The sequence below is a fragment of the Kribbella kalugense genome (genome assembly GCF_004365875.1).
Classification (GTDB): domain Bacteria; phylum Actinomycetota; class Actinomycetes; order Propionibacteriales; family Kribbellaceae; genus Kribbella; species Kribbella kalugense.
Genome location: NZ_SODF01000002.1, coordinates 1994986 through 2019488, shown reverse-complemented (window position 1 = coordinate 2019488; position 24503 = coordinate 1994986). Strand labels below are relative to the sequence as shown.

The window sequence follows — 24503 nt, the reverse complement described above, 5'->3', positions numbered from 1 at the left end:
GTCGTCCCGGTCGGTCGGGAGGACCGTCCCACTCGTGTCGATAAGATCCACCTGGCGGGTGAGATCAGGCCAGGCCCTTCAATGCCGCAGCATCGAGAAACACGACTTGCCGGTGGTCTTCCACACCCTCATCGGCGACGCCTGCCCAGTCGGCCTCATCGAGACCGTGATCCTCGTCCGTAGCCGCCAGAAAACCACCGTCTGAGGGAACGAGGGTCACGAGGTCCTGCGGCCGCCGTTGTTCCTGTCGAGCTGCCGCGCGGAGCAGGCGGAGCACCTCCTCGGGCCGGTGCCACGCGCGCACGGCGGCGAGGGAGTGCGCGGGGAGCCGGACGAGCTGGGGCCAGTCGGCTTGGCCACAACGCAGAAGTCTGTCCCAGAAATCCAGCCAGCTCGTCGCAGATGGGCGTGGCCTGCCGGATCCCCACGTCTCGGTCTGATTCGCGACGTCATACCGGACCAGGCACGTCTTCTGCCCTCGCTTGGGCGAGCCATGAGGCTGAAGCTCGGACGAGAGAACGTCAGCGACTTCGCCAGTCGTCAGGACGATCATCCAGTCAGCGAACCACCAGCCGTCACCACTGCGCCGGAAGGCCAGCTCCGTCACCGGGACACCGCTGTGCCTGGCCACAGCCGCCAGCTCCCCACCCCAGTCGGGCCGCGGGAAGACATAGAACGGCTGCAGACCGAGAGGGGCGCCGGCAGTAGTCCCACAGCTGCCCCAGATCCACCAGCACGTCCTGCTTGTGCGCGCCGACGAGCTTCGTCGTCTTGAGCTCGAGTTGCACAGCTTTGCCCGGTCTGGACGGCAACCAGGCGACGTCGACGTCCTCGCCCGCCGCCGGCCACCACAGCGCCGCTCGAGACTTGAACCGGTAGGTCACATACTGGCTGACCCAATGCTCGACTTCTCAGGTACTGAAACCGACGCCGCCACGACCGGTCATATTACGTGCGCCCTCGTACAAGCCTCACGGCCGGACAGTGGGACGGTCTGGTGACATATCGCGAGGTTTGCGGCACTCTGAACACGGACAGTTGCCTGGACGACGCTGGGTGCGTTGGGGGGTGCGGCGTTGTTGGAGGGGGGACGTGGGGTGCCGGATGACGACTTCGACGCGGTGGCGGTGCGGAGAACGACGAGCCTGATCGACTTCCTGGCGGACATCACCGACTCGGCCAACCGGAATCCGGTCCGCGACGTGATGTCGTCGAGCGCACGAGCACCTGAGCGGGTGGTGTGGCTCGACGAGCGTCCTGCGGGGATCGAGGTTAGGTCGGGCGACTCCGAGGTCCTACTGGAGGCCCGGCCAGTGGCGATCGTGCCGTTTCCAGCGGTTCCGGCTGACATCGACGAGTTCGTGGAGCGCACTGGCCGAAGCGATCCGAACGGCCCGGCGCCCCGGCTACTGGACTCGGAGAGCAGGGGCGATCCCGCCGATGACGAACGGCCGGAGGATCCGGCGGTAGCTCGTCGGCGCGCGACCTACCTCGAGTGGCTGCAAAGCTGGCGCAAGTGGGCAGCCGAGGAACGTGAACGGGCCGTCCTGCGGCAGTTCCACGAGGATCTGGAGCACGCCGCGAAAGCCATGGAGCAGCGCGACGACGAGCTCGAGCTTGTCCTGGCCCTCGGATTGGTGACATGGCAGGCTCCGGACGGCGACCTGATCCGACGGCACCTGCTGACCGTGCCCGTGGCGCCCGTGATCGAACGCTCCGGGGTTGTCCGGGTGCTGGCGCCTTCCGGTCGCAGGCGGTTCGAGGACCGAGAGCTGTTCGAGGATCTCGGGGAGTACCGTCCGGACCGCGGCGCCGCGACGAAGGAAGACATCCTCGACGCTGCCGAACCGTTTCTGGGCCCGGCCACGATGGATCGGCTCCGGGCGTGGATGGGCCTCGGACTGACCGCCGGATTCGAGGAACGGACACGGAGAAGCGACGACGATGCGACCCTCGCCACCGGTCCGTTGCTCGCCCCCGCCCCGGCCCTGGTGCTGCGGCCTCGCAGCCGGGAGCTCCTCGCCGAGGCGTACCGGAAGATCGCCGGTGAGCTGCGGCAGCCATCGGTCGAGGTCCCGGTGGGTCTCGCGCAGGCGATCGTCGATACCGAGCCGGATCAGCGACGCTCGTGGCTGGAGCGCCAGGGGTCGACGCGCGGCGACGTACTCGGCAAGGATCCGCTGTTTCCGCTGGATGCGAACGAGGAGCAGGAACGGGTACTGCACATCCTGAGCAAGGAGACCGCGGTCGTCGTTCAAGGACCACCCGGGACGGGTAAAACCCACACGATCGCCAACCTGGTCTCCGCCCTCCTCGCTCGCGGTCAGCGCGTACTCGTGACCAGTCAGAAGGATCAGGCCCTCCGTGTGCTGCGCGAACGGATCCCCGCGGAACTGAAGTCCTTGTGCGTGTTGCTCACCGGCGGCAGCAAGGACGCCGCCGCGGAGCTGGAACGCGGCCTGCAGGCGTTGTCGACCACGTTGGCGACGTCCGACCAGAAGAGCCTGAAGTCCGCTGCGGCGAAGCTGGCCGCGGAGCGGGATGCGCTCAAGGATCGCAGCGTCAGCCTGAATCGGCGGATCGCCGAGTTGCGGGAGATCGAGCAGCGGACGTTCGATCCCGTCGCGCCGTGGTTCGATCCGTCGGTCTACCGCGGCTCTCTCGCGGAGATCGTCCGGGATGTGAACCGGACCGCGGCCGAACACGACTGGGTGCCGGAACTGCCCCGAACGGCGCCGGAACGCCCACCGCTGTCGCCCGCAACGTTCAGCGAGTTGCGGCTGTTGCTGGCCGACCGTACGCCGGGACGCGAGCGGAGACCGGGTCAGCGCATCCCGTCGCCCGAGGGACTCGTCTCCACCGCGACGCTGGCCGAGCTGACGAGGGCCGAACGCGACGCCCGTGAGCGCTTGAATCAGGTCAACAGTTCGCTCGCGCGTCAGCTGTCGACGTTGCCGGCTGAAGACCTGTCGAACGTCGCCGATCTGCTGCACCAGTTGGTGCAAGGCGTGGAGGAAGCCGGCTATTCGTCGGCATCGGTGTCCAGCGGCTCCTGGATTCAGCAGGCGGTGGACGATGCCCTTGCCGGTCGGAACGCCGGTCTGTGGGAGCATCTCGCCGCAGCCGCTGACGAGCCGGGCCGTCTGCTCGCCGCTATCCGCGGAGAGAATGGCGATCATGTCGTCGAATTCGTGCAGCAAGCGATCAGCTTTGCGACCCTGGGCACGGCTCGCGGCTGGCTCGTCGCGGGCAATGCGTTCCTCGCCTATCTCGACCAAGGCGGAAGCTTCAAGAAGCTGATGCAGTCGGCGCAGCAGAAGGCTGCCAGGCCGCTGCTGGAGGCCGTCCGGGTGGACGGTACCGAGATTCGAAGCGCGGACCAGCTTCGTGCCGTCCTGCGCAGAATCGACGCCGAAGTCGGTGCCCTTCAGCTCGCACAGCGCTGGACAGAGGGCGGCGTCAAGATCGCGGACGGCCCCGTCCACGCGGTGCTGTCCGAGGTCGCCGACAACGCACGCGTACTGGCCGCGATCGTACGGCTCGGCGTACTGCGGAATTCCGTCAGGGAGCTGCTGCAGCAGAAGCGGGTCGTCGTTCAACTGTCTGACGTCCGGTCGCTTCGCGACGCCCACGAGGCAGCGGGACAAGCAACCCTCGGTGCCGTACTCCGCGACGCCTCGGCGCAGGTCGAACGGGTCCGCGCACCGCTCGAGACTCTGGTACGGCGACCGGACGCCTGCCCGGAGCTCGCGGACCTCGTCGCCGCGATCGAGGAGCGGGACGTCAAGAAGTACGAGCTCGCCGTCGCGGCGATCGACGCCGCGCGGCGGGAGCAGAAGGCGGAGGTCCGGTGCCTCGAGCTGTCCGCCGTGCTCCGTGACGCGCATCCCCGGCTGCTCGCGATTCTGGAGCGCGACGCCGTCGATCCGGACTGGGAGCATCGCGACGTCGCGGCGGCGTGGGCGTGGTCGCTGGCGAAACGATTCATGCTCGAGCACCGCAACGCGGACCAGGAGCGCCGCCTCGCTGACGAGTTCCGCGAGGTGGAGGATCAGCTTGCCCATGTCACGGCCCAACTCGCCGCCGCCGAAGCCACCAGTGCCTGCATCGCCCGGCTGACGGACGACCAGCAGCGAGCGTTGAACACGTACCGCACGCACATGTCCAAGATCGGCGCGGGACAAGGAAAGAAGGTTCGCGAGATCCGTCAGGCCGCGCGCTCCGCGATGGAGAAGGCTCAGAGCGCCGTTCCAGCCTGGGTCGTGCCACTGCCGAATCTCCTGGAGAACCTTCCTGCCGAGCGCGACCGCTTCGACGTGGTGATCGTCGACGAGGCCAGCCAGGTCGGAATGGAACATCTGTACCTGCTGTGGATGGCACCTCGGATCATCGTCGTCGGAGACGACAAGCAGTGCACGCCGGGACCCAGCACGCTCGGCCGGCTCGATGTCGTGTACGCGCGCAACGACGAGTACCTCGCCGAGGTCGACACCGATATCCGGCGCCTGTACACCTCGAAGTCGAACCTCTACGACATCTTGTCGGCACGTTCAGGGAAGGCTGGCTTGATCCGGCTCCGTGAGCACTTCCGGTGTGTGCCAGAGATCATCACCTGGTCCTCGAAGCAGTTCTACGAGACGGACGACTCCGGGGTGTCGGGCGGACTGATCCCGCTCCGGGAACGAGAGGCGAACGCGCTGCCGCCGCTGCGTGTCACCGTAGTGCCGGACGCACACATCGAAGGGACCGGCGACAGGCGTCGTAACCGCCCGGAGGCGACGGCGATCGTCGATGAGCTCGCGCGCTGCCTCGACGATCCGGCATACGCCGGCAAGAGCTTTGGGATCGTGGTATTGCAGTCGGTCAAGGGCCATCTGCAACTGCTCGAACACCTCGTCAACCAACGGATCGCACCCGAGGTACGTCAGGAGCGGCAGATCCGGATCGGTACCGCACCGGACTTCCAGGGAGACGAACGCGACATTGTGTTCCTGTCGATGGTCGTCGCCGAGACACCGCACAAGGCCACCGCGGAGCCCTACCGGCAGGCGTACAACGTCGCCGCGAGCCGCGCACGGGATCAGCTGTGGCTCTTCAGTTCGGTCGGCCTCGAAGAGCTTAAGCCCGGCGATCTCCGGACCTCCTTGATGGGATACATGCTGCAACCGCCGTCGGGGTACGGCGCCTCTCCGTCGCTGGACGAGGTCTCGGAGAACAATCGGGTGATGCCGTTCGAGAGCCTCTTCGAACAGCGCGTCTTCCGCGAGATCCGCGGGCGGGGTTATCACGTCGTACCGCAGTATCCGGTCGGCTCGCGACGCCTCGACCTCGTTGTCGCAGGCAAGGGCTCGCGGATCGCGGTCGAGTGCGACGGTCACCGCTGGCACACCAGCCCGGAGGACCAGGCCAACGACGCGCGCCGGGACCGTGAACTGCAGCGCATGAAGTGGCAGACGGTGCGGATTCGCGAGAGCGAGTTCGAGTTCGACCGGGACCACGAGCTCGCGCCGCTGTGGCAGTTGCTCGAAGCCCATGGGATCCCGCCCGAGGTGGTTGAGGACACCAGCGTCGACTGGAGTCCGGTCGAGCTGGAGGACGACGACGAGATGACGGAGGTTTGACGTGGCGGACGACGGCGCCTTCGAACTCGACGAGAACGTTCTGGAAGGTATCGCACAGCTGATCTCCGGAGACGATCTGAGTCCGCACTATCGGCGGAGTTTCGAGATCGAGAAGTTCTTCAAGGCGGCCGGCCTGCCGGTCGGCGAATTCGAGGGCTACCGCCGCGAATGGACCCTCGAGCAACTGCGCGCCTGGCGGCACGACCCGGCAGCGATGAGACGTGTGGTGTGCCGGCTCGCCGATCCACGGGAGTACATCGGCGAGAAGGACACGCTGTCCGCCGTCGTGGCAGAACTCAACAAGCTCCTCGCATTGGAGGGCTTCCAGGTCATTTACCAGGCAGGCCGACCGGTGATTGCCGCAGGCAACCAGGTTGCAGACCGGATCAGCGCTCCGAGCGTTGCCGAGCTCTCCGTGAGCATCGCCGAGATCGTGAACGACGAGGCCTTCGGACATCAGCTCCGCCACCGGCTCGACGAGGCGTACGCGTGCTGGCGGTCGGGTGCCCCAACAGCAGCCCTGATCATGCTGGGCAGCCTGCTCGAAGGGGTGCTGTACGACGTCGCGCTAGCCACCCGCGCCGACGGCCCGGCACCGAGCGACAACCTTCAGGCATTGATCGAGAAGGCGCGCAACGAGCGCTGGATCGCCAAGGACGTCGCCGAGTACGCCGACGTACTGCGCAACCACCGCAACCTCGTCCACCCCCGCAAACAATGGAAACAGGAGTACGAACCGGAGGACGACAGCGTCCGCATCGCCTGGAACGTCGTCGTCGCAGCCCTCAACGACCTCGCAGCCTTCCGACGCCCGACCTGACTCGCATGCAACGCAGGCAGCGGATCGGTCAGAAGTTGATGTTGCCCGTCACCTCACCGGCCTGGACGACCTTGCCCGACACCGGACCTGAGATCTGGTTGACGACGCGCTGGTCCTTCGGGACCTCGTCCCACACCCGGTTCAACTCCGCGGCGAAGGACGGGTCTGCCGAGCGGACGAGATCGAGACGTGCGGCCAACGCCTCGACCGCTGCGGGATCAGCAGGCGCAGTCTCAGCAGCCTCGAGTTCCTTCATCGCCTCTGGATCTCGGCCGAAGCGCCGCTTCACCAGGTCATAGACGCTGCCGGCGCCCTTGGCGGCGATCGCAGCCGCGATCGAAATCAGAATCGGCTCCACTGGGCTCCCCCTCCACACTGACCAACCGTGCTGACGATGGTACCCCCGCTTGGACGCCCAGCCTTGTCAGTTGGCCATGCCGCTGCCACAGTGAGCTCGTGGCGGCCCGGCACGACGTGTTCCTGTGCTACAAGTGGGAGGACCAGGAGAGCGCGGAGGCACTCCGCATCGCTCTGGTCGAGCGGGGACTCCGCGTCTTCCGCGACGAGATCGGCCTCGAGGACTGGGACCCCTTGACCGAATCGATCCAGGACGCTTTGCGGTCCTCACGAACCTTAGTCGCGCTCGTCACGCCTCGCTTTCCGATCAGCCCGCATTGCCGTGACGAGCTTCACCAGGCGCTGACGGCCGCCTACTCCCTCGACAGCGGGAGCACTCGTCGCGTGCTCGCAGTCACACAGGACGTCGCGGTGCGCGAGCTCCGGCCGCGCGAGCTGAAGCGGTTCCGGCTGCCGCGTGACGGCCGGCCTCCGGCCGAACTCGCGGACACGATCGCCCGCAAGGTCAGCGAAGTCGACGGTCGTTCGTTCGGTGACGCGCCCGCTCTGCCAGTGCCCGCCTGGTGGCCGGAGGAGGTAGCAAGAGACCCGTTCTTCCGCGGCCGCGGAGCCGAACTGTGGGACCTGCACGAGAGCCTCCGCGCTCGCGAGAAGAACGACGACCTCGGCCAGTCGGTGGTCGCTGTCCGGGCGTCAGGTGGTGAGGGAAAGACCGATCTCTGCCTTCAGTACGCGCGCTGGTTCGCGCGGGACCATCCCGGCGGTGTCTTCGTGATCCGCTTGGGCGGCAGCGACCCCCGCTTCGCCGGGACCGATCTCACTCTTCGGTCGAGGTACCTGACTGCAGTGCGGAGGATCGCCGAACAACTGGCGCTGTACATCCCGCCGGGTGATCAAGGACCGCTCGTCGCACTGCGCGCGATGCTCAGCACGAATGGTTCGCCGTACCTGTGGCTCGTCGACGACGTCCCCTCGACGGCCGGCGACAGCGTCGAATGGATGTCCGCTCCGACTGCACTGGGCAAGACTCTCCTCACGACCCGAGGCCGGTTCAACCTTCTGCGCCGGATCTCCGAGGAACTGGATCTCGGACGGCTCGATCCCGAAGCCGCACGCGGGATCCTGACGGCCCACACACCGGCGCGCAACGCCGACGATCGGCGAGCGGTCGCCGACCTCGTCACGCTCCTCGACGCACATCCACTGGGTCTCCGGCTGGCAGCCGGCCTCACCGTGCAACGTGACTTTGCAGGCTATCCGGACCTGCTCACCTCCTTGTCGGCTGCGGAGCCGGATGGTTTGGAGCTGGCAACACAGTTCATCGGAGATCTCGGCACCGGCCTGGCCAGATCGTTCTCGCGGGTCCTGATCCGCAGCTTCGACACACTCGATCCCGATACGCAACAGGTGCTGTCTGCTGCGAGTGTGCTGTCGCCGGCACCGATCCCGATGACCCTGATCGAGCACATCGTGACGGCGAACGACATACCCGAGGCATTGGGCCAAGCGTGCGTACGTGGGCTGATGACGCCGGTCGGCGACGACGCCTTCGTCATGCACGCGCTCACGGCGCGCGCGATCCGGATCCACACCGGTCCTGCCGGCAGGGATCGCCTTCGGGAGCGCGCGGTGGGGAGGCTCACGTCCATCGTGGAGGCGGCGGACGGTGACCGGGCTCCCGGCGACCTTCTCCGCCATCTGCCTCACGTACGCGCCGTCGTCGGCTTGCTCCCCGGTGGCGACACCACAGTCATGTCCAGCGGCGATCACCATCTGCTCCACGAAACGGGCCGGGTCCAGGTCGAGTACGACGCTCCGAGCACGGCCGTCGCATCGTTCACCGCGCTGCACGACGCCTGCCTCAGGTCGACCCACGTCGACGCGATGACGCGGTACGCCGCCCTTGTCGGTCTGTCGGTCGCGGTCGGACTCACCGGTGACCTGAGCAGAGCGCTCGAACTCAAGCAGCGGGCAATAGCCGACCTCGAGTGCGAGGTCGGTGAAAACCAGCCTGAGACCTGGACCGCGCGGAGCAATCTGGCTGTGTCGTACTTCGACGCGCGAGAGTTCCGAAAGGCGCACGAGGCCTTCCGCGATGCTTACCAATGGCGCTACCGCAGTCTGGGTCCCAGTCATCGTGAGACGCTGATCGCGCTCGGCAACCTGGCGATCGCCTATGCCTACCTGGACGGATCTCCAACGGAACTGCGTCGCCGCCGACTGACTTCTCACCGTCTCTTGCTGGTCGCTCAATCCCGGTGGCAGCTCGTTGCATCCGCGGACGACCCAGCGGTTCTCGACGTGCTCAACAGCCTAGCCCTCAGTCACCGCCGACTCGGCCGTCCACGCGACGCACTCGAACTGACAGCCCGGGTGTACGCCGGCCGCGCCAGTAGATACGGGGAAACGCAGCCGGACACTCTCGATGCGCTGGAGAATCTCATTCTCCTGCAACATGAGGTGCGCGATCCGGACAAGACCTTCCAGGACCTGTTTCTCCGCAGACTTGTCGCTCAGGGGCCGGCCCACCCAAGCACCATGACGACGATGCTGAACCTCCTTCGTACCGAACTGGCCCGTCTGGCTCCAGCACAGATCGACCCAGGCGACGCGCCGGCGTCGGCCATCGCCGAAGGCGACCTCTCTCTCGGTGAGGTTCGCCTCGACCGCGACCACGTCGATCTCGAGATAGAGCTGACGAATGCGGCCGTAGACCTGCAGGCTGCCTGCGTCGCAGCGTACGGCAGCGACGATTCGCGGACGATGGCGGCAACCGCCTACCTGGCCTACTGCCAAGCCGTGGCAGATCACCTCGACGGGAACGTCGACGTAGCTGCTGTTCTGGCGGACGACGCGTACGGCGGCCTCGCGGACTGTCGCGATGACGCCCTCGACAGCGAGGACTGCCCACCGGAGGAACTCGCTGTCCTCGAGCGCGAGGTGGAAATCGCCCAGCGAGTGCGGAACTGGATCAATCAGCTGTTGGAGGACGCCCAAGAATGATCTGGAGCTGGCGTTCGACGTCGGCCAGCTCGGGGGAAGCGAGGCCGGCCAGCAAGACACGCGCCTTCTCCAGGTACTGCACTGCGCCTGCCTCATCGATGTCCACCAGCAGCGCTGCCAGGCCACGAAGCGCGCGCGCCTCCTCATAGGTAGCGCCGCATTCGTTGGCTGCCGCGAGCGCGGACCGGTACGCCGTCTCGGCTCCCGTCCGATCGCCGGCACGGACAAGCGCCGTCCCCAAGGAGTTCTGGCTCATCGCGCCCTCCAGGTCGAGACCGTCGGCGGCACAGATGCGAGCGGACTCCCGCAGATGGGCGACCGATTGGTCGATGTCTCCACAGTCCAGCTCCGCCAACGCGAGGCTGCGCAACGTGATCGCGCTGTTCCGACGGTTGCCGGCGGCCTGGTAGAAGGTGAGGGCAGTCTCGAGCAGCTCCTTGGCTGCTCGGGGATCACCACGCGAGCGCAGGATGCGAGCCTTCCGGCCCATCATCGTATGACGCCCGTGCTCATTGCCCTGCTCGGCGAAGATCCGGTCGGCTCGTTCGAACTGCTCCAAGGCAGCTGTGCCCTGCCGCTGTTCGTCAAGTGCCAGCCCGAGATCGCCTCGCGCCATGGCCTCGCCGTCACGGTCTCCAGAACGGACCGCGGCATCGACTGCCAAGAGCTGAACCTCCAGCCAGCTGTCGAGCTGCTTCGTCAGGAAGAAGTACCCCCGGTACAACTGGGCCAATCGCCATAGCCGTCGATCCAGCGCCGGATGTTCGAGCCTGCAGGTCGCTACGACGTTCAGTCGCTCGGTGTTCAGCAACCGGAGAGCGTCCTGCGGATCATCGAGGTCCGGCACCACACACTCGTCCAGGTCGCTGTCGTCCTCGTCGATCCCGGTTTGAAATCTGCCGGGCGCGATGAGCGCGTCGGCCCGGCGGGCAAGCAGCAGGTAGTAGTCGCAAAGCCTCTTCCACCCGACCAACATCTCCACTTCACCGAGCTCGTCGCGCGACGTCTCGCTTGCGAAGAGACGGAGGATGTCATGGGCTTGATAGCGGTTCACCGACACCTCGAAGATCAGGTGCGATCCCGCCAACCGCCGCAACGCCGAACTGGCCTCGCCGGCGGACAGGCCCGTTACCGCAGCCACCACCCCAGGTGTGAACGACCGTCCTGGAATCACACCGACGCCGAGGAAGGCCCGTCTGCTCAACCCGTCGAGCAGGCCGTAGGACCAGGAGATGACCTCTCTGACATCGAGTCCTTGGTCGGTACTGCGCAACTTGGGCAGTCGGTCGCCCTCGCCGGACAGCTCCTCGACAACCGAGGTGACGGAAGCCTCCGGCCGCGTGACGAAGGTCTCCGCGGCCATGACCAACGCGAGCGGCAACCGACCGCACAGCGATGCCAGGGTCTCGAGGCGCGCCGTCTCGGCGTCCCCTCTGGAGCCCACGAAGCGACTCAGTAGCTGCACTGCTTCGGAGCTCTCCAGTTCCCCGAGACGGACTCGCACAGCGCCTTGCCGGATCACAAGCGACGACAGGTCGTGGCGACTCGTCACCAGGACGGAGCAGCTCGACGATCCAGGCATCAGCGACGCGACATCGGCGGAGGAACGCACGTTGTCCAGCAACAGCAACAGCTTTCGCCCCGCGATGCGAGTCCGGAACATCGACCTGCGGGCAGGCAGGCCGGGCGGCAAGTCCGCGGGGCGAACTCCGAGTGACATGAGCACGTCGCCGACGGCTACCTCAGCAGGAACTGGAGATTGAACTCCCCATCCCTGAAGGTCAAGGTAGATGAAGCCGTCCTCGAACGCGTCGACAGACGTGCTCGCCCACTGAAGCGCCAGCTCGGTCTTCCCGGTCCCCGGTGCTCCCGTGACGAGTGCGACGCCGGCTCCTCCTGGCAGCAACGCGCTGTCCAGCATCGCGAGCTCGTGGTCCCGTCCGACGAAGGCTCGAGAGGCCGGCGGCAACTGACTCGGCGCGACCCACACGCTGAGGCCACCCAGGTTGACGTCACCCGTGATCGACCCTGCCTGTACGACGAACTGGGCAGAGCCACTGAACTCGTTCCGCGCCGGCTCAGTCATCAGATGACGGTGTCGACCTGCACCGAGAAATCCGCATAGCCGGTCACGTCGTCGAGCGTCACCAGCGAGAACGTCTTGGTCGCATTCGGGTTCAGCTGATTGACCACGCCGCTGGCCGTCCCGATGATCACGCGGTTGGCATCGTAGTAGGTGGCTTTGAGGAATGCGCTGATCTGTCGCGTGCTCGTGTTCGTAGCCTCACCGTGGACGGTGAAGTCCCCACCAGTCGCACGCACCACCACACACCGCGTCAACTCCAGTTCGTCAGTCAGGACTTGTACTCCTGACCTCGCCGTGCCGTCCGAGACGGCGTCGGGCGAGGCAGGGCGCTCAGCCGCTGCCGACGAGAGGTCGGGACCTTTGGGTGGCGTCAGGTCCCCAGCCGACAGCCAGTCCTTTCCGCCCATGTCCACGTCGCAGCCGATGGCTTTCAGCCGCTGGGCAAGCATCAGCCGCTGCTGAGGGGAGTTGTCGAGTCGCACGACATGACGGCCGTCGAGGTCGGTGAAAGTCCGTAGATCTCCCATCCGGACCAACACAGTCTGGGTGGGAAACTTCGCCAGGGCCATGCCGGCCTCGAACATTACGTTCGGCCGAGCCTGCGCGGCCGGCCGTACAGCAGGGTCCAGTTCGTTGTCGGCGTGTTCGGGCAACAGGTACGCGACCTCGTCCGGCGTCAGGAGCACGATGATCGCCTGACCGCTGAACATGATGCTGTCGAGCACTTCACCGACGTACGGCGCTCCGTGGCCCGTCCCTGCCAGCGCTTCGGCCCATTCGATGGGATGGAGGCCCAGCGCACGCAGGAACGAGAAGACGCCTTCCCTGGCGGCCTTGTTGCGCCCGTGAACGACGAACACAGTACGAGCGCGGTCGAACCGGCCCGGCTCCGAGACCACACTCGATTCATCCGCGCCACTACTCGTCTGCCAGGTGTTGCCGTTCCACGCCATCGAGACAGGACCTGCGCTCCTGACGGCTTCGTTCAGCAGCCGGAACGCATCATCGGGATCGTCGGCGCTGACCTTGACGACCGCCCCCGTGCCGGCAATCTGGATCTCGACCCGGGTTCGGAGGCGGCGCGGAAGCAGTCGTGTGATCAGCCAGTCACGCGCAGCACGAGCAACGACGGCCCAGTCGCCAATTCCCTCCGCAACATTGAGTACCGCAGCGGTCGGGTGATCGTTGTCCTCCGTGGACCTATGGCCGACGTCAAGTCCGACGCCGGTTGCGAGGCCGGCGTCCCGCACTGCCGCGACAAGCCATTGACGATGGAGCTGATCCACCTCCGGCGCGAAGCGGAGTACCACGGCAGCGGGTGGTGGCGATTCGGTCACCTCATGATGATGACACCTGCGGGTACGCGATGCTTCGATGGCGCGATGACCGCCGACGAGTTCGATGCCCTGGCCGCTCGGTTGTGCGCGGACTCGGCTACGGCCGCCCTGAGCAACGTCTTGACAGCGCTGCTCCCCGAGGCCAGGGCGCTGTATAACGCAGGCGACCTGGTCGGCCTGGCCAACCTCTGCACGTCGTTGTCAGAACGAGCGTGGACGGGACACGCGCCGGGTCTCGCCATCCGTCTGCTCATCGCCGAACGAGCAATCGCCAGGGAACTCGGCGACCGGCATCGCGAGACCGAGGCGATCAGATTCCTGGCCGCCAGGAACCGGCTGTCAACCAGGTTCCGCATCGCAGAGGCTTGGAACCAACGCCTGCTCAGGACCGAACTGGACGAGGACACGGCGTTCGCCCACGCAACAGCCTGGCGAGAGCTTGCCGCGATCCGCGAAGTGGCCGCCGCCTACCAAGAAGGCATCCGGTACTGCGAGGCTGCGGTCGAGATCTGCGAGCGGCACATCCGGCAGCCGGGCGTCGCGAGCGCCCAGGTCAAAGCCCTGCTCCAGAAATCGGTCCTGCACCGGCTCAGCGGCAACCTCGAGACCGCCCGGACCACCTTGCTCACCGCGCGACGACTCGCCGACACCGCCGAGGTCGAGCCGCTGGTTCGAGGTCTTGTCTCACTGAGGGAAGGTGGTCTCGATCTCGTCGCCGGCGGAGCCAAGGAAGCGATGCGGTCCTATCGGCGAGCTGAGCAGGAGTTCCTCGGCATCAGCGAGAACAATCGCTTCATCGCGCGAGTGCGGCAAGTCACCTGTCTGAGCCGTCTTGATCAAGCGGGCGACGCAGTGGCACTCGCCAAGCAGTTGGCGACTGACTACGCAGCCGATGGTTATCGACTCGGTCAAGTCCTGATCGAAATGACCGAAGTCCAGCAAACCCTCGCGGACCTGACCGAGGTCAGAAGCACCCTCGAGCGAGCCAGGCCTCTGTACGAACGATCGTCCACACTCGAGGCTCTGCGCTGGCGCCTGCACCTGGCGCGCAGCATCCTTGATCTCGGTGAACCAGCCGAACAGGCCGCAGTCCAGCTCGAGCAAGTACTGACGACGGCAGCGGACCCTGCTCGCGCCGATCTCACCCGGACAATGCTGGCCCTGTTCCAGGTTCTCCGTCTGCCGGAGCCCGCCCTCGTTCGACCGACGACTCGGGTCCTCGCCCTCCGGGCAGCGCTCGCGGCGGCCGACGCCCAACGCACGTCACTACTCGACAGCGATCTCCGGTCGAACCTGCATGCTCAACGAGAGTCGATCTACGCGCACGCCGTACTGTCCTTCGCCGAGCGCGGGGACTCGGAAGCAGTCGTTCGCGCGATCGAGGTCGGTCGCGCCGATCTCCTCAACCAGCTCCTAATCGGTACCCCGGTCGCACCCGAGGTACCCCGACCCACTGCGGCGGACTCCTTGCCGGCGATCTTTGCGGCCGCGCGCAGGGTGGCTGCCGAACTTCGGGGAGACTCGCCGGACGCATCGCCGGCGGAGACCGACCTACTGCCGATACCCGGCATCACGATTGCCGCTGACGATCTCGACAGACTGGCCGATGTCCTCGTGACGATGCAGATCTGGGCCGATCCCGACGAACAGTGGCACGTGATCGGCAGTACCCGCTACAGCGGTGGCAAATGGCAGGTCGATGTCCGGCACGCCACACCTGCCATCAACCGCATCATCCGGCGGCTCCTCACCGACACGGCTGCTGGTGATTCGATCCGTGGCTCCGAATGGGAGGATCTCGGTCGGTTCCTGCTGGCAGACGACGGCATCTGGGCAGGCTCCGTCGACGATCCAAAGTCCGTTGTGATCTGTCCCGATCCCAGGCTGTGGCAGCTCCCGTACGGCGCAATTCGGCGCGGCCCGACGTTCCTGGCCGACGTCGCCAGCGTGCGCCTCACCCCTAGCCTGCGGACGCTGTTGCTGCTCCACAACCGCCAAGAGGCCCGAACTGATGATCCGCGGGGGCCTGGCGTCAGCATGCTCGACGACGGCCTGCCGGGCCACAACGACGAACTCGCGGCCCTGGACAAGTGGCCCAACGGACATCAGCGGATCACAGACCTCGGCGACCTGAGCGCGGCTTCGCTCTTATACGTGAGCGGCTTCGGCGAGGGGCCAGGGGCAGCTGGGACCTTGAGAGCCGACGTGACGCTCGGCCGACTCGCGACCGCTTCCCTTCCCCGGCTTGTGATCCTCAACGGCTGCTGGACCGGCACAGCCGTCAGCCGCTACGGCACCGAGCCGATGAGCCTGGCCATCGGCGCACTGCGCGGAGGATCGGACTGCGTCATCGCCGGCACCGGTCAGATCGGCAGCGTTGGTTCAGCCATGGTGGCCTCGCTCTGCCTTGGGCACATCGCTGCAGGTGTCCCCGTATCCAACGCCGTCAGGCAAGCCCAACGCGAGGTCCGACATCGTCATCCAGAACTCACACCATTCGAGTGGGCAGGCCTGACCACGATCGGCCCAGAGCTACAGATCCCGTCCGGATCCGTTCACTCGACACACGCTAATGCAGGCGAGCAGCGACTGACGTCGTATCTGTAACGATGTGTGCGCATGCCCGATGTACGAGCCGGGGGAAAGATGAACAACAGCGGCTGTGCGTCGGGGAACGGGACGGGGTGGAGCATCATCACGTCGGCGGCGGCCAACTCGCAACTGGCGGGTGTGCTCGCGGCAGTGATCTTCTCAGGCATCGTGATCCTCTTTGCCCGACGCGGCCTTCGCAGCAGCCAGGCACTGGGCCTGTTCGCGGCGACTTTCGTCGTCCTGGGCTTCGACAGCTATCTTTTCGGCACTGTCACGGGCTTGACGACGGACAGGTTCTGCGCACGTGTGTGGAGCGAGGGTATGACGGCCGCTGGCATGCTCGGCGCCGGCGGATTCGCGGTCATGACGGGTATCAGTTGGCTGATGGCCGAGCACGTCGACAGCACGGCGGACAGCTCACTCGCCAACCGGGACCACAAAGCGCTGGCATTGCTGTCCCGGTTCATGATTCTGGGGGTGGCCGCAGGAGTGATGCTCCTGCTTCTCATGACGAGCCGAGACTATCTCGACGTCATGTACGACGGACGGGCCCCGTCCGGACTGCTGAGGGTAACTTCGGCGTCGGCACTCGTCGTCCCGCCTGTGGCAATTCTGCTGACAGCAGGTCGGCGGTACCTGCGAAGAGTAGGACCTGATGGGTCGGCCTCGACTATCGCCTGGCCGTTCATCGTCGCCACCTTCGGACTTCTGAGCTACGGCATCACCGGGCCTGTCGCAGCCGCTTGGATGATGGCATAGCCGGACTCGACCTGGACTGCGCCGGATCGATCCTTGGTCGTCGTCGTATCCCTAGCGATCGGTCTGTGGCTTCCAGGTCTCCTGATCATCGCCGTAGTGTTGGCAACGCCAGAGATCGTCCCTCTGCAGACTCAATCGGACGTCGGGACTGCGGATCCTGAGACGACTCCTCCGTTGCGGGCGCTCGTCGTACAGGCGGTGGTGATCCTGCTCGTACTCACAGCCATTCGTGGCCGATGGCCAGGCCGCACACGACCTTCGGGCACCAGTAACCGCCAACGTGAGCAAGTGAAGAGCACGCCCGATGGCTGAGTCACCATGCGCAGCCGAGGCCCTCGCACGGTGGTTCGGTTTCCTACACCGGGCGTCCCAGGCTCAGCTCACGCCTTCAGGAGTTGACGGCCAATGGCCAAGCGTTCGAACTCGTTAGGCCTTCGCAGATCTAGCTTGATGGTTGGCGCAGCTGGCCCGGACCTGACGAGTGACCGATGTTACGCGAGCAGGATGACCGCGAGGTAGTTGACAGTCCAGACGAATGCGGCATCCTCCATCGCACCGCTAATCTCCTCAGCCAGGCCCCGTCAGCGCGACCGTCGCCTCACGCACGACGGGCGCCCGGCTCGGACGTACGCGCCTTGGTCGACAACCGGCGCAAGTTCGACCCAACCTCTAGCGACCAACGCGGGACGGTCCTGACCAGAGGTCGAGATCGGCGAACTCCTCGTCCAGGGCGGCGGCTGCGGAGGGGTTGTGGATTCGGCGGCCCAGGTAGACGTCTTGGGTTATGGAGACTTGGGCTTGCCCCAGGTGGTCGGCTATTTGGCGGGCGGATTGGCCTCGGCGGTCTAGGGCGGTGGCGGTGGTTTTGCGGAAGGTGTGGGAGCGGATCCAGGTCAGGGCGTCTGAGGGCGAGGGTTGGGTTGCTTGGTCGACTTGGGTGCTGAGCGCGGGTGATTTGTCGAGGTCAATGCGGTAGGTCTTGACGAGGGTGGCCACGAGTTCGCGGTCGAGCCTGATGCGGCCGTTCTCGACGAGTTCGAGTCTGGTCTTTGGCCAGCCGAGTTTCGTGACGACCTGTTTGCGGGTCAGGCCAGCTTGGAGTCGGGCGGATTGGAGGGTCTTGCCTAGGTCGCGGCGGGCGGTGCTGGCTACGGGGGACAGCGCTCGGCGGAGGGCGCGGCGGACGTTGGACGGGTCTCGGAACCCTCCGAGCGAGTCGGCGAAGATCGGTTCGTCGAGGTGGATTCCGGCTGCGTAGCGTCGGCGGAGCATGGTGACGGCCCAGTCCGGGAGAGGGAGGGCACGTTCGCCGGCCTTGGACTTCGGGGCCTTGCGGATCAAGCCTTGGCCTGGGACGCGAACCATGGTGTGAGTGATCTCAACGGCGCCGGACTCGAGGTTGACCTGTGACCAGCGAACGGCGAGCGACTCGCCGATTCGGACGCCTGTGCCAAGCATGAATATCACCAGGTCAGGAAGGTCGGCTCGTACGGCAGCTTCGTCGGTGGTCAAGAGTTGGCGTAGGCCGGCGATCTCCTCGTTGGTCAGAGCGCGCAGCGGGTCCTTCGGGCGGGCCTCGATCGCTTCGACCTCGCGGACCGGGTTGACGGTCAGCGCGCCGTATCGGACGGCTAGTTGCATCATGCCGGAAACGACTGCGCGGCAGGTCTTCGCTGTGGATCGACCGGCGGTGCGCTTGATGGTTCCGATCACTCTGTCGATGCGTGGTGTGGTTGCCTCGCCGATCAGGAGTTCGCCGAGGGCGGGGCGTACGTGGTTCTTGATGGCCGTGCGGTACGTCGTGAGGGTCGTCGGTGATCGACGGCCGTCTTCGATACGTTCCTCAAGCTTCTCGATCCATAGGTCGATAAGGTCGTTGATCTTGTCCGTCGGGCTCAGCTCGCCGTACTGCGTGATCTTTGCCCGGTCTCGCAGCTTCGTGAGTAGGCGATGCTCGGCTGCGCCCTTGGTCTTGGCGGACGCGGTGACCTCACGGGTATGTCCGTCGTGGTCACGGAAGTACGCGGACGCGCGCCAGGAGACCACCTTGCCGTTGCTGTCCTTCCTCTCAGCACGGGATCGGACGTTGCCCCACGTTCCGATCGGAAGGTGCGGTCTGCTCATCTCAGCCCTCCACAGTCCAACAGCACGTGGCGACTCAACGGCTGGGCGGGCTGGAGATTGGAGGAAGCGAGAGCAGTGCGACAGGATGCGATACGTCGCTCAGCAAACGCGCAGCCAGCTGGCTGCGCGGAGCCGCCGATCCCCCTCAGACGGGCGCGCATCGGCCACCCTGAGTATTGGCAGAGTTAACGCAGACCCGACGATCCCGGCCGAGGCGCCGATCTGCGCCTGACCTGCGGAAAGCAGTGGGCCTGTTTGGCTCCGGGTGATCGTTGACGTGGTGGCTTCGGTTGTTGGTTGACACGTTGGTTTGAGATTAATGCTGGTTTCTGGGGATGGATGCGTGTTTCTTCCTGATATCTCCTTGGGTGTTGCGGGGGACGGTTTTGAGGAGTTGGCGTCCGTCCCAGATGTGGAGGAGCTGGTTGGTGACGTGGACGTCGCCGTTGTGGCCGGCGGCTGCCTTGCCGAGGCAGATCTGTTGCCAGGACACGGAGATGACGCCGTTGGATCCGGCGCGGCGGGCGATCCAGTCGTCGCCGGTGCGGTCCTCGAGCGAGCTCGCCGCGGCGGGTTGCCGGATGGGTTCGGCGCGGCGCTGGAAGCGTTCGACGGGCGGGATCATGCCGATCCCTTGGTGGGGTCGGTGCTGGTTGTAGCCGCTCACCCAGGCGTCGAGTTCGGCCTGCGCGGTGGCGAGGTCGGGGAAGATCCGGTCGGTGCGGAACTCCGCGCGCAGGGTCCGGTGGAACCGTTCCACCTTGCCGGTCGTGGTGGGTGAGCGGGGCTCGGTGAGCCGGTGGATGATGCCGTTCTCGCGGCAGATCCGGTCGAACAGCACCTCCACAGGCGGGTGGTTGAACCGGCCGGTGAACACCTTCCCGTTGTCGGTCAGGATCTCCTCCGGCACGCCGTAGGCGCGCATCGCCGCCGCGAGCCCGTCACAGACCCTGGGCGCGGTCTCACGGACCATCAGATACGCGCAGACGCAGTACCGGGAGTGGTCGTCGACCCCGGTCAACGCCTTCGCGCGACGCCCGTCGGCCAGCTCGAACCCGCCGACCACGTCCATCTGCCACAGTTCCATCGGCTCAGCCCGTTCCCAGCGCCGCCAGTGCTCGTCACGACGCCTCCTCGCCGCCGGGTCGATCATCCCGGCCCGCACCAGCGCCCGATAGATCCCCGACCGCGACGGCACCAACTCCTCAGCGAGCGTCTGATCGTGCTGCAAGTCGTACAGGATCCGGCGCGGGCCCCAGCCGGGATGCACCCGGCGCAGCTCCAGGATCCTGGCCTCGACGATCCCGCCGAGCTGATGCGGACACGACGCCGGCCGGCGCGACCGCGGCGCCAACCCGGCCAGGCCCTCGTCTTCGTAGCGCCGCAGCCAGGCATGCACCGACTGGCGCGACACGCCCCACTGCTCGGCCACCTCGCTCACCGACCGTCCGTCGGACAGCACCGCGAGTACCGCCTGGTACTTCTGCTCCTGCACGCTCAACTCCTGCAACATGAGTCGAGTGTCAAGAAACAACCGAAGCCACCGTCAAGCATCTACCAGAGCCGCGTAAAGCAAGAGCCCGAGCCAACCTGTCAAGGATGACCCGGACTCATACACGGTTTTGGTGGGCCCCGTGGGACTCGAACCCACAACCCGCGGATTAAAAGTCCGCTGCTCTGCCAATTGAGCTAGAGGCCCTCATCAGGTGAGGGGAACAGTGTGTCAGGTTTGGTGGGCCAATGCTTCGTGGGGGTGCAGGGGTACTGCGGGGTAGGTCACGAAACCGGTGCGGATCGTGTCGATCGGTAGTCGAACTCTCGCGTCCCGCCTGGCCGTAGTGGTACAGATCGGTCTTCGCCCGGGGGGTCCGGGTGCTGACAATCCTGCCGCGGGGGGAACCGACGGCGGGTTGGGGGGAATCTCGTGTCGTTCATTCGTGCTGCGCTGGTATCGGTCGCTCTGGTGGCCGTCGGCGCGCTCGCCGCCGGATGTGGGTCGGACTCGGGTACGACGGTGGCCGATCAGCCGGCCGCGGTCGCCAGCGTCCAAGTCACAACCCCGGTCACACCACAGCCGACGCCGCAGTCGACGCCAACGCCGGCGTCCGCGCCAACGTCGGCGCCAACCACCCGCAAGGCCACCAAACCGGTCGCCACGACGAAGGAGGTCGTGGAGTTCCGGACGATCCCGTTCAAGAAGAAGACGGTCACAGATGACTCGCTCGCGAAGGGCGAGAAGACGGTCCGGACCGCGGGCGTGAACGGGACGCGCCGCATGACCTATCGCGTGACCATCGTGAACGGCATACAGACCGGGAAGCACCTGCTCAGCCAGGAGGTCGCCAAGCAGCCGCGGACGCAGATCACCGCCGTCGGGACGAAGGTCGACGAGCCGGAGTCGTCCGGTTGCGATCCGAACTACAGCGGTTGCGTTCCGATCGCGAGCGACGTGGACTGCTCGGGTGGCAGCGGCAACGGTCCTGAGTACGTCGACGGTCCGGTCGACGTCATCGGCTCAGATATCTACCGCCTCGACGCTGATCACGACGGCGTCGGCTGCGAGTAAGGCACCACGACGGCATCGAGCTCGAGTACGACGTTCGCGTCCACCAGCGCGGTGGTGAACGCGTTCCAGTTCACCTTCCAGGCAAGCCGATCGATCGTCAACGACGCGGTGAAGCGAATGTCGTCGGTCAGCTCGAACGGCACCGTCACGGAACGCGTCGCACCCCGGATCGTCAGGTCGCCCGTCACGTCGAAGGCCGCCGCACTGACCTGCGAGATCTTCGTCGAGACAAAGGTGATCGCCGGGTACGCCGCCGTACCGAGGAAATCCTTGCGCAGTTGGGCATCGCGCCGCCGATCCCCGGTATCAATGCTGTCCGCCCGGATGGTGATCCGCGCGCTCGAGTCGGCGCCGTCCAGGTGTACGTCGCCTTCGAACACGGCGAACCGCCCGCGCACCCTGGTAGCCATCCGGTGTCGCGCAACGAACCCGATCCGTGTCCGCCCAGCGTCGAGCACATAGTCGCCAGTAGTGGTCGTCATACCGGGTACGACGAGACAGCGACGCGAACTGTCAGCCGATGACGCCCGTGGTGATCCTCCGCGGTGTGATGTCGAACATCGAGTCCTCGGGTGGGTCGGCCAGATACGCCTCGCGAAACTCCTCCGGCAGGTACTTCTCCACCATCGCGTTCAGCAGCTCTTTGCTGAGCGGCAGCAGGCGGGCCGAGCCCTGCATGTTCAGGTACTTCGCAGTTGCCCCGTCGGCCGTCTGGACCGAGAGCGACAGCTCGCCCGTGCCGGTGCGCTGCAGCCGGGCCTTCTTCGACTTGGCCGGCGTCATCACCTGGAATCTGTTGCCGTCAGGCAGGTGATGGAACCAGACCGGCGTCACATGCGGCGACCAGCCCGGGTCGTCGATCGCCAGCACGGCCACCAGCGGCTGCGCCAAGAACTCGGCTGCTTCGTCGTCATCCATCGTCCGATAATCCATGCGTCCTCCAGCCATGTTCGGGTCACTTTGAACCCTCCCACGCGCCACCGACAGTTACCCGCGGGCGAGACCTTCCATCACCAGGTCGAGCATCCGAGACGTGCGGATCGACCAGTCGTCGTCCGGCTCGATCCGCCACAGGAAGCCCACCAGCAGGAGGACTTCCTCCGCTTCGACATCCGTGCGTACGACGCCTGCCTTCTTGCACGCGTCGAGCAGCGTGTTGATCGCGTTGATGATCGGCCCATAGCCCTCCCCCGCCAGTTGCTTGTGGGTGGCGGTGTGGAGTGCGCCGGCCAGTCCGCGCTTGATCTGGCCGTACGACGCCAACCGGTCGAGCCAGAGCCGTAGCGCCTCGCGCGGCGGGTGCTCCGCGACCAGCACCGGAGCCGCGTCGACCAGCTCGCCGACATCGTGGCGATGCACCTCGAGGACGAGCGCTTCTCTGGTGGGGAAGTGCCGGTACAGCGTGCCCTGGCCGATGCCGGCCCGCTTCGCGATCGCCTGCATCGTGGCCTCGCCCGACTCGGCCAGGCTCGCTCGGGCCGCGTCGAGGATGCGCGCACGGTTGAGCTCGGCGTCTGCGCGCCGGGCCGGTCGCTCGGAGATCGGGGTCACGGGTGCCTTCTTCCAGCTCCGGGGTTGCTAAGTGGACATGTGTCCGGTAACGTCTCGAGCGTAATCGGACATGTGTCCAGTTACCTTACCCGGTCCGCCGCTCAGATGCACGGACCACTCCAACTGGAGGAGTTCAGTCATGCCAGCCAGCCAGATGCGACTCGACGGCAAGGTCGCCCTGATCACCGGCGGCGCCCAAGGCGTCGGCCTCGGCATCGCGCAGGAATTCGTCGACTACGGCGCCACCGTGATCGTTGCCGACATCAACGAGACGACGCTGAAGGAAGCCGCCGCGACGCTCGGTCCGGACGTCACCACCGTGGTCGTCGACGTCACTAATCTCCAACAAATGCAGGCGATGTACGACGACATCGTCAAAGCGCACGGCCACCTCGACGCGGTCGTTGCCAACGTCGGCGCGGGCGACAGCAACGGTGTCCAGACCATCACCGAGAAGCAGTTCGACTTCGTCTTCGGTGTCAACGTCAAGGGAGTGCTCTTCACCGTTCAGCCGGCCATCAACCTGATGAAGAACGGCGGCACCGTCGTCATCATCGGATCGACCGCCTCGATCCAGCCGCCGACCGGAATGAGCCTGTACGGCGGAGCGAAAGCCGCACTGCGGAACATGGTCCGAGCCTGGATCCAGGAGGTCAAGGGGACCGGCATCCGCATCAACGTGCTGAGCCCCGGCGCGGTCGACACCCCGTCGCTGCGCTCGGCCCTCGCCGATGCCTCCGGTCCGGACGCGGTCGATGCCCTCGTCACCGAGATGGGCGAAGGCAACCCGCTCGGCCGGCTCGCACAACCGCGCGAACTCGGCACCGCGGCGGTCTTCCTCTCCAGCGAAGCCTCGAGCTTCATCACCGGCGTCGAGCTGTTCGCCGACGGTGGCATGGCCCAGACCGGCTGACCAATCCACCTGAAGGAGAACGAAAATGTCAACGATCAAAGACAAGGTAGTCATCGTCACCGGTGCAGGTGGCGGAATCGGCAGCGCGACCGCAGCCCTGCTGGCCGAACGAGGCGCGAAGGTAGTGCTTGCCGACCGCAACCTCACGGCAGCCACCCGAGTGGCAGAGAAGATCGAAAGCGATGGCGGTACGGCGGTCGCGATGCCGGTCGACGTCACCAATCGCAGTGAGGTGGCGAATCTCGTGGCCGCCGCGACGGACCGTTTCGGGCGCCTCGACGTACTCGTCAACAACGCCGGCGTCGGTCCGGTCTCGTACCTGCACGAGTTGAAGGTCGACGAGTGGGACCTGATGGTCGAGGTCAACCTGCGCGGAGTTCTGAACGGAATCGCCGCCGCGTTACCGGTGTTCCGTGCCCAGGAGACCGGGCAGTTCGTGAACATCGCGTCCACCGCCGCCTACACCACCAGCCCGACGATGGCGGTGTACTCCGGTGTGAAGACCGCCGTACGCGCGGTCTCCGAAGGTCTGCGTAAGGAAGCCGGACCCAATCTCCGCGTCTCGGTCGTATCGCCGGGATTCGTCGCGACCGAGTTCGTGCAGACGGTCAGCGACGAGCAGGTGCGCGAGCAACTGCTGCAGCAGCGGGACAAGTTCGCGATCTCGCCGGATGCGATCGCTCGCGCGGTCGCGTTCGCGATCGAGCAGCCGCCCGAGGTCGACGTCAACGAGATCGTCATCCGCCCGACGGCCCAATCCTGAAAGGACAAGTC

17 protein-coding genes and 1 tRNA gene are annotated in these 24503 nt (G+C 66.1%); 8 read left to right on the top strand and 10 right to left on the bottom strand.

The annotated features are described in order from the left end of the window. Positions 1 to 64: 64 nt before the first annotated feature. Positions 65 to 607 carry a hypothetical protein gene (locus tag EV650_RS27480; protein WP_134121865.1) on the bottom strand — a complete coding sequence of 181 codons (543 nt, stop codon included), beginning with the start codon at positions 605 to 607 and terminating at the stop codon, positions 65 to 67. 490 nt (positions 608 to 1097) lie between these two features. On the opposite strand from EV650_RS27480, the gene EV650_RS27475 reads away from it, so the two are divergent. Beyond that, positions 1098 to 5621 (top strand): PDDEXK-like endonuclease domain-containing protein, encoded by a 4524-nt coding sequence (locus EV650_RS27475; protein WP_134121864.1) that lies wholly within the window; start codon positions 1098 to 1100, stop codon positions 5619 to 5621. A 1-nt stretch (position 5622) separates the two neighbouring features. Continuing rightward, positions 5623 to 6441 (top strand): DUF4145 domain-containing protein, encoded by an 819-nt coding sequence (locus EV650_RS27470; RefSeq protein ID WP_134121863.1) that lies wholly within the window; start codon positions 5623 to 5625, stop codon positions 6439 to 6441. Between the two features lie 28 nt (positions 6442 to 6469). Here the strand turns inward: EV650_RS27470 and EV650_RS27465 are convergent, their stop codons facing one another. Next, positions 6470 to 6799 (bottom strand): hypothetical protein, encoded by a 330-nt coding sequence (locus tag EV650_RS27465; protein WP_134121862.1) that lies wholly within the window; start codon positions 6797 to 6799, stop codon positions 6470 to 6472. Positions 6800 to 6897: 98 nt separating this feature from the next. Between EV650_RS27465 and EV650_RS27460 the strand changes: the two genes are divergently transcribed. Further along, entirely contained in the window at positions 6898 to 9801 is a 2904-nt protein-coding gene (locus EV650_RS27460) for a tetratricopeptide repeat protein (protein ID WP_166678292.1), read from the top strand. Here the strand turns inward: EV650_RS27460 and EV650_RS27455 are convergent. Both EV650_RS27455 and EV650_RS27450 read right to left on the bottom strand, forming a co-directional pair. Beyond that, entirely contained in the window at positions 9770 to 11887 is a 2118-nt protein-coding gene (locus EV650_RS27455) for a tetratricopeptide repeat protein (RefSeq protein WP_134121860.1), read from the bottom strand. The genes EV650_RS27460 and EV650_RS27455 overlap by 32 nt on opposite strands. Further along, positions 11887 to 13224, bottom strand: coding sequence for a TIR domain-containing protein (locus EV650_RS27450; RefSeq protein WP_166678291.1), 1338 nt, complete (start codon positions 13222 to 13224; stop codon positions 11887 to 11889). The genes EV650_RS27455 and EV650_RS27450 overlap by 1 nt, the downstream gene beginning before the upstream one ends. Before the next feature lie 45 nt (positions 13225 to 13269). Between EV650_RS27450 and EV650_RS27445 the strand changes: the two genes are divergently transcribed. Together EV650_RS27445 and EV650_RS27440 are read left to right on the top strand one after the other, a co-directional pair. Then, on the top strand, positions 13270 to 15831 hold the full coding sequence (locus EV650_RS27445) for a CHAT domain-containing protein (protein ID WP_166678290.1): 2562 nt from the start codon (positions 13270 to 13272) through the stop codon (positions 15829 to 15831). Positions 15832 to 15870: 39 nt separating this feature from the next. After that, positions 15871 to 16575, top strand: coding sequence for a hypothetical protein (locus tag EV650_RS27440; protein WP_166678289.1), 705 nt, complete (start codon positions 15871 to 15873; stop codon positions 16573 to 16575). Positions 16576 to 17244: 669 nt separating this feature from the next. On the opposite strand, the gene EV650_RS40470 is transcribed toward EV650_RS27440, so the two are convergent. The 3 genes from EV650_RS40470 to EV650_RS27425 all read right to left on the bottom strand — a co-directional run bounded on the left by EV650_RS40470 (position 17245) and on the right by EV650_RS27425 (position 20398). Next, positions 17245 to 18699, bottom strand: a complete 1455-nt coding sequence (locus tag EV650_RS40470; protein ID WP_166678288.1) for a helix-turn-helix domain-containing protein — start codon at positions 18697 to 18699, stop codon at positions 17245 to 17247. A 316-nt stretch (positions 18700 to 19015) separates the two neighbouring features. Further along, entirely contained in the window at positions 19016 to 20209 is a 1194-nt protein-coding gene (locus EV650_RS27430) for an IS481 family transposase (protein WP_134122714.1), read from the bottom strand. Positions 20210 to 20322: 113 nt separating this feature from the next. Further along, positions 20323 to 20398: transfer RNA gene (locus EV650_RS27425), tRNA-Lys, on the bottom strand. Positions 20399 to 20623: 225 nt separating this feature from the next. Between EV650_RS27425 and EV650_RS27420 the strand changes: the two genes are divergently transcribed. Continuing rightward, on the top strand, positions 20624 to 21265 hold the full coding sequence (locus EV650_RS27420) for a G5 domain-containing protein (protein WP_134121856.1): 642 nt from the start codon (positions 20624 to 20626) through the stop codon (positions 21263 to 21265). Here the strand turns inward: EV650_RS27420 and EV650_RS27415 are convergent. The 3 genes from EV650_RS27415 to EV650_RS27405 form a co-directional block, all read right to left on the bottom strand. Then, a complete protein-coding gene (locus EV650_RS27415; RefSeq protein ID WP_134121855.1) occupies positions 21241 to 21747 on the bottom strand; it encodes a YceI family protein in 507 nt (168 codons plus the stop codon). The two genes, EV650_RS27420 and EV650_RS27415, sit on opposite strands and share 25 nt — an antisense overlap. A gap of 31 nt (positions 21748 to 21778) precedes the next feature. Beyond that, a complete protein-coding gene (locus EV650_RS27410) occupies positions 21779 to 22183 on the bottom strand; it encodes a pyridoxamine 5'-phosphate oxidase family protein (RefSeq protein WP_166678287.1) in 405 nt (134 codons plus the stop codon). Positions 22184 to 22252: 69 nt separating this feature from the next. Next, entirely contained in the window at positions 22253 to 22816 is a 564-nt protein-coding gene (locus EV650_RS27405; protein ID WP_202874940.1) for a TetR/AcrR family transcriptional regulator, read from the bottom strand. A 139-nt stretch (positions 22817 to 22955) separates the two neighbouring features. Here EV650_RS27405 and EV650_RS27400 point away from each other — a divergent pair, with 139 nt between their 5' ends. Then, a complete protein-coding gene (locus tag EV650_RS27400; RefSeq protein WP_202874932.1) occupies positions 22956 to 23729 on the top strand; it encodes an SDR family NAD(P)-dependent oxidoreductase in 774 nt (257 codons plus the stop codon). 25 nt (positions 23730 to 23754) lie between these two features. Then, positions 23755 to 24492 (top strand): SDR family oxidoreductase, encoded by a 738-nt coding sequence (locus EV650_RS27395; RefSeq protein ID WP_134121853.1) that lies wholly within the window; start codon positions 23755 to 23757, stop codon positions 24490 to 24492. The last annotated feature ends 11 nt before the right edge of the window (positions 24493 to 24503 follow it).